Below are 5,919 nucleotides of genomic sequence, written 5' to 3'. Positions count from 1 at the left end.
CTTGACGATGACCGGCATCAGTACGTTGCTGACGGCGATGCCCATGAGCGCGAGCGCGCTGCCGGCCAGGAATCCGGCCGTGCCCAGGACGTACGGCCGGATCAGCAGGCCGGCCGTGATGGCCACCATGCCGGCGCACACCACCGCCGGCGGTCCGAAGCGGCGGGCGAGGCGGGGGGCCATGACTCCGAAGACGGCGAAGCAGAGCGGGGGCACGGAGGTGAGCAGCCCGGCCACGCTGCCGCTCATGCCCAGCCCGCCGCGAACCTCCTCCAGGAGCGCGCCGAGACTGGTGATGGCGGGCCGGAGGTTGACGGCGGCCAGGAGGATGCCGACGACGAAGAGCCGCGTCGTCCACGCGCGTGCGGGCTGCCCGGCGCCCCGCTCGGGTGACGCCGGGCGGGCTGTCGTGGAGGTGGTCGTGGGGGTCGTCGTCCTGGAATCCTCGCCTGCCATGAGACCCATCATAGAATCATAGGATGATTGGTTGTCCACCTCCGGGCGGGCCTGACCGCCCTCGCCCGGCCCTCGCGTGCGAAGGTGTGCCATGCCTCTGAGCCATCCGCGCCGGTCGGCGCTGTCCGAGCAGGTCATCGCCGAGCTGCGGAACCAGATCGCCTCGGGCGAGTGGCCGGTCGGCTCGCGCATCCCCACCGAGCCGGAACTGGTCGAGCAGCTGGGAGTGGCCCGCAACACCGTCCGGGAGGCCGTCCGCGCACTGGCGCACAACGGTCTGCTGGACATCCGCCAGGGCTCCGGCACCTACGTCGTGGCGACCAGTGAACTGGCGGGTGTGATGCACCGCCGGTTCGCCGACGCCGACCCCCGCCACATCGCGGAGCTGCGCTCCACGCTGGAGTCGTCCGCGGCCCGGCTGGCCGCCGCCCGGCGCTCCGACAAGGACCTCAGGCAGCTCGACGCGCTGCTGGCGCGCCGTGAGCGGGCCTGGGAGTCGGGCGAGGCGGAGGAGTTCGTGACGGCCGACGCCACCTTCCACCTCGCCGTGGTGGCGGCCTCGCACAACGACGTGATGACGGCGATGTACGCCGATCTGGGCGAGGTGCTGCGGGACTGGCTGCGCGCGGACGTCGGTGCCGAGCTGACGCCGGAGACGTACATGGACCACGCCCGCCTGGTCGAGGCGATCCGCGCGGGCGACGCGGACACCGCGGCGAAGGAGGCGGGCAGCTATCCGTTCCAGTGCCGTCCGGGCAGGTTCAGCCGACCTTCTGGTGACTGAGCCAGGCCGCGCGGACGTCCTTCCAGCAGCGTCCGGAGAGCCGTACGGTCATCGCGGGACCGGTGTCGGCCGGGGCGCTGTCGGTGTCGACGTCCCACCACTCGGCGCACTCGATGTGCAGCCGGATCCGGTCGGTGTCGACGTAGGGGTTGTGGCAGTAGGCCACCACGTGGGAGCCGCGGACGGTCGTCCGGCAGGACGCGCCGAACAGCTGCGGGGCGGGCTGGTGACCGCTCGGCACGCGCGGGTGGGACACGGCGTCGTACGGCAGGGCGAGCACCAGGACGAGGGCCGCGGTCACCGGGGCCAGGCTGCGGGACAGGCGCACAAGGGGACCTCCTCGGCCGGGCTGGGGAGGGACATCGCGCGGTGGACGCGGGATCCGACGCCCTTCCAGGGTGCGCCGCGCGGGCGGCGGCGGCCCGGCCGGTGGGCCGAACGGGTGAGGCCCGTCCCCCCTGCCGGGAGACGGGCCTCGGTGACGCTTCGCGGGCCGCCGGTCAGGCGCCGATGGCGTGCAGACCGCCGTCCACGTGGATGATCTCGCCGGTGGTCTTCGGGAACCAGTCGCTCAGCAGGGCGACGATGCCCTTGCCGGCCGGCTCGGGGTCCTTGAGGTCCCACTCCAGCGGGGAGCGGTGGTCCCACACGGCGGCCAGGTCGCTGAAGCCCGGGATGGACTTGGCGGCCATGGAGGCGAGCGGGCCGGCGGAGATGAGGTTGCAGCGGATGTTCTGCTTGCCCAGGTCGCGCGCGACGTAGCGGCTGGTGGCCTCCAGGGCGGCCTTCGCCGGGCCCATCCAGTCGTACTGCGGCCAGGCGTACTGCGCGTCGAAGGTGAGGCCGACGACGGAGCCGCCGTTCTGCATCAGCGGCAGGCAGGCCATGGTCAGCGACTTCAGGGAGTACGCCGAGACGTGCATGGCGGTGGCGACGGACTCGAACGGCGTGTTGAGGAAGTTGCCGCCGAGCGCGTCCTGCGGCGCGAAGCCGATGGAGTGGACGACGCCGTCGAGGCCGCCGAGTTCCTCGCCGACGAGGTCGGCAAGGCGGCCGAGGTGCTCGTCGTTGGTGACGTCGAGCTCGATGACCTTGGTGGGCTTGGGCAGCTTCTTGGCGATGCGCTCGGTCAGCGTGGGCCGCGGGAACGCGGTGAGGATGATCTCCGCGCCCTGCTCCTGGGCCAGCTTGGCCGCGTGGAAGGCGATGGAGGACTCCATCAGCACACCCGTGATCAGGATGCGCTTGCCCTCGAGGATTCCACTCATGGTGATCAGTGACCCATTCCCAGTCCGCCGTCAACGGGGATGACGGCTCCAGTGATGTACGAGGCGTCGTCCGAGGCCAGGAACCGCACCGTCGCGGCGACCTCCTCGGGCTGCGCGTACCGGCCGAGCGGCACCTGCGACACGATGCCGGCCCGCTGCTCGTCGGTGAGCACCTTGGTCATGTCGGTGTCGACGAAGCCGGGCGCGACGACGTTGAAGGTGATGTTGCGCGAACCCAGCTCCCGGGCGAGGGAGCGCGCGAAGCCGACCAGGGCGGCCTTGGAGGCGGCGTAGTTGGCCTGGCCGGGGCCGCCGTAGAGGCCGACGACCGAGGAGATGAGGACGACGCGGCCCTTCTTGGCGCGCAGCATGCCGCGGTTGGCGCGCTTGACCACGCGGAAGGTGCCGGTGAGGTTGGTGTCGATGACCGAGGTGAAGTCCTCCTCGGACATCCGCATCAGCAGCGTGTCCTTGGTGATGCCGGCGTTGGCGATCAGGACCTCGACCGGGCCGTGCGCGTCCTCGATCTCCTTGTAGGCCTGCTCCACCTGCTCGGAGTCGGTGATGTCGCACTTGACCGCCAGGAACCCGGCCGGCGGCTCACCCGAGCGGTACGTGATGGCCACCTTGTCGCCTGCGTCGGCGAAAGCACGGGCGATGGCGAGGCCGATGCCCCGGTTGCCTCCAGTGACGAGAACCGAGCGGCTCAACGGATCACCCTTTCGTTCGGTCTGACCACCCGCCCGAACAGCTGCATTACAGGCGGCTTCAGCGAAAACCTATCGGTCCCGCCATCACCGCGGGCAAGCGGGCACCGACAGTGGCTGAGGAGTGTCGCTGTCGGGTTTCTACAGTCGCCGGACGAACGGCAAGGGCGAGCACCCGGACATGATTCACTGCGTGTGACGGTCACCACGGAAGCACCTCGAAGGGATTCCCACCCGTGCCCCATGAAATCGATCAGTCGTTTCTGGCACTTCCGCTGAGGGCCCTGGCCGACGCCGCGCTGGCACGCGCGCGTGCGCTCGGGGCCGAGCACGCGGACTTCCGGTTCGAGCGGGTGCGCAGCGCCTCCTGGCGGCTCAGGGACGCCAAGCCCGCCGGGTCCTCGGACAGCACCGACCTCGGGTACGCGGTCCGGGTGGTGCACGGTGGCACCTGGGGCTTCGCGTCCGGGGTGGACCTGAGCCTCGATGCCGCGGCCAAGGTCGCGTCGCAGGCGGTGGCCATGGCGAAGCTGTCCGCCCAGGTGATCAAGGCGGCGGGGTCGGAGGAGCGGGTCGAGCTGGCCGACGAGCCGGTGCACGAGGACCGGACGTGGATCTCGTCGTACGAGATCGACCCCTTCACGGTGCCGGACGAGGAGAAGGCCGCGCTGCTCGCCCGGTGGAGCGCGCGGCTGCTGGCTGCGAAGGGGGTCGACCACGTCGACGCCTCGCTGCTCACCGTGCACGAGAACAAGTTCTACGCCGACACGGCGGGGACCGTCACCACCCAGCAGCGGGTGCGGCTGCATCCGCAGCTGACCGCCGTGTCCGTGGACGGGTCCAGCGGGGAGTTCGACTCGATGCGGACCGTCGCTCCGCCGGTCGGACGCGGCTGGGAGTACCTCACCGGCACCGGCTGGGACTGGGAGACCGAACTGGAGCAGATCCCGGAGCTGCTCGCCGAGAAGATGCGGGCGCCGAGCGTCGAGGCGGGTCTGTACGACCTGGTGGTCGACCCGTCCAACCTGTGGCTGACCATCCACGAGTCGATCGGCCACGCCACCGAGCTGGACCGCGCGCTCGGCTACGAGGCCGCCTACGCCGGCACCTCCTTCGCCACCTTCGACCAGCTCGGCAAGTTGAAGTACGGCTCCGAGCTGATGAACGTCACCGGTGACCGCACCGCCGAGCACGGCCTGGCGACCATCGGCTACGACGACGAGGGCGTCGCGGGCCAGTCCTGGGACCTGGTCAAGGACGGCACGCTCGTCGGCTACCAGCTGGACCGCAGGATCGCGAAGCTGACCGGTTTCGAGCGCTCCAACGGGTGCGCGTACGCCGACTCCCCCGGGCACGTGCCCGTGCAGCGCATGGCCAACGTGTCGCTGCGCCCGGACCCGGCCGGGCTGTCCACCGAGGACCTGATCGGCGGGGTCGACCGCGGGATCTACGTGGTCGGCGACCGCTCCTGGTCCATCGACATGCAGCGCTACAACTTCCAGTTCACCGGCCAGCGGTTCTTCAGGATCGAGAACGGGCGGATCACCGGTCAGCTGCGCGACGTCGCCTACCAGGCGACGACCACCGACTTCTGGGGCTCCATGGCGGCCGTCGGCGGCCCGCAGACGTACGTGCTCGGCGGCGCCTTCAACTGCGGCAAGGCACAGCCGGGACAGGTCGCCGCCGTCTCGCACGGCTGCCCCTCGGCCCTCTTCAGGGGCGTCAACATCCTCAACACCACACAGGAGGCCGGTCGATGAGCGCCCGTAGCAACAAGCCGCACGAGATCGTCGAGCGCGCTCTCGAACTGTCCCGGGCCGACGGCTGCGTGGTCATCGCCGACGAGCACTCCACCGCCAACCTGCGCTGGGCCGGCAACGCGCTCACCACGAACGGCGTCACGCGCGGGCGTTCGCTCACCGTCGTGGCGACCGTCGACGGCAAGGAGGGCACGGCCTCCGGTGTCGTGTCCCGGTCGGCCGTCACCGCGGACGACCTGGAGTCGCTGGTGCGGGCCGCGGAGGCCGCCGCACGCGGGGCCGGGCCCGCCGAGGACGCGCAGCCGCTGGTCACGGGCGTCCCGGAGGCACCGGATTTCACGGACGCGCCCGCCGAGACCTCCTCCGCGGTGTTCGCGGACTTCGCCCCGGCACTCGGCGAGGCCTTCGCACGCGCGCGGGCCGGGGGCCGGGAGCTGTACGGCTTCGCCAACCACGAGCTGGTGTCGACGTATGTGGGCACCTCGGCGGGGCTGCGGCTGCGGCACGACCAGCCGAACGGCACCCTCGAGCTGAACGCCAAGTCGCCGGACCGCACCCGGTCGGCCTGGGCCGGGCGGTCCACACGGGACTTCAAGGACGTCGACCCGGGCGCGCTCGACGCGGAGCTGGCCGTACGGCTCGGCTGGGCGGAGCGGCGCGTGGAACTGCCGGCGGGCCGGTACGAGACGCTGCTGCCGCCGACCGCCGTCGCCGACCTGCTGATCTACCAGCTGTGGTCGGCGTCCGGACGGGACGCGACCGAGGGGCGGACGGTGTTCTCCAAGCCGGGCGGCGGCACCCGCGTCGGCGAGAAGCTCAGCGACCTGCCGCTGAGCCTGCGCAGCGACCCGAACGAGCCGGGCCTGGAGTCGGCGCCGTTCGTCGTCGCACACTCCTCCGGCGGCGACCACCCCGAGCCAGGCGATCCGTTCCGGGTGGCGCAA

At 71.4% G+C, this 5,919-nt stretch carries 6 protein-coding genes and 1 pseudogene; 3 read left to right on the top strand and 4 right to left on the bottom strand.

The window, feature by feature from the left end:
* Positions 1–468 (bottom strand): annotated as a pseudogene (locus ABZ646_RS38370) (MFS transporter); the annotation flags it as partial.
* A gap of 79 nt (positions 469–547) precedes the next feature.
* On the opposite strand from ABZ646_RS38370, the gene ABZ646_RS38365 reads away from it, so the two are divergent.
* Positions 548–1,240 (top strand): FadR/GntR family transcriptional regulator, encoded by a 693-nt coding sequence (locus tag ABZ646_RS38365; RefSeq protein WP_360529856.1) that lies wholly within the window; start codon positions 548–550, stop codon positions 1,238–1,240.
* On the opposite strand, the gene ABZ646_RS38360 is transcribed toward ABZ646_RS38365, so the two are convergent.
* The 3 genes from ABZ646_RS38360 to fabG all read right to left on the bottom strand — a co-directional run bounded on the left by ABZ646_RS38360 (position 1,218) and on the right by fabG (position 3,218).
* Complete coding sequence (locus ABZ646_RS38360; protein ID WP_360529853.1) at positions 1,218–1,568, bottom strand: hypothetical protein; 351 nt, start codon at positions 1,566–1,568, stop codon at positions 1,218–1,220. The genes ABZ646_RS38365 and ABZ646_RS38360 overlap by 23 nt on opposite strands.
* 172 nt (positions 1,569–1,740) lie before the next feature.
* Entirely contained in the window at positions 1,741–2,508 is a 768-nt protein-coding gene (gene fabI, locus ABZ646_RS38355; protein ID WP_089107826.1) for an enoyl-ACP reductase FabI, read from the bottom strand.
* Positions 2,509–2,513: 5 nt separating this feature from the next.
* Complete coding sequence (gene fabG, locus ABZ646_RS38350) at positions 2,514–3,218, bottom strand: 3-oxoacyl-[acyl-carrier-protein] reductase (protein ID WP_132885993.1); 705 nt, start codon at positions 3,216–3,218, stop codon at positions 2,514–2,516.
* 233 nt (positions 3,219–3,451) lie between these two features.
* On the opposite strand from fabG, the gene ABZ646_RS38345 reads away from it, so the two are divergent.
* Together ABZ646_RS38345 and ABZ646_RS38340 are read left to right on the top strand one after the other, a co-directional pair.
* Positions 3,452–4,975 carry a TldD/PmbA family protein gene (locus tag ABZ646_RS38345; protein ID WP_360529849.1) on the top strand — a complete coding sequence of 508 codons (1,524 nt, stop codon included), beginning with the start codon at positions 3,452–3,454 and terminating at the stop codon, positions 4,973–4,975.
* Positions 4,972–5,919: metallopeptidase TldD-related protein (locus ABZ646_RS38340; RefSeq protein WP_360529846.1), on the top strand; the 948-nt coding region annotated here is incomplete at its 3' end. The genes ABZ646_RS38345 and ABZ646_RS38340, both read left to right, overlap by 4 nt.

This window comes from Streptomyces sp. NPDC007162 (assembly GCF_040634175.1).
In the GTDB taxonomy this organism is placed as follows: domain Bacteria; phylum Actinomycetota; class Actinomycetes; order Streptomycetales; family Streptomycetaceae; genus Streptomyces.
This window is presented reverse-complemented; position numbering and strand designations above follow the sequence as displayed.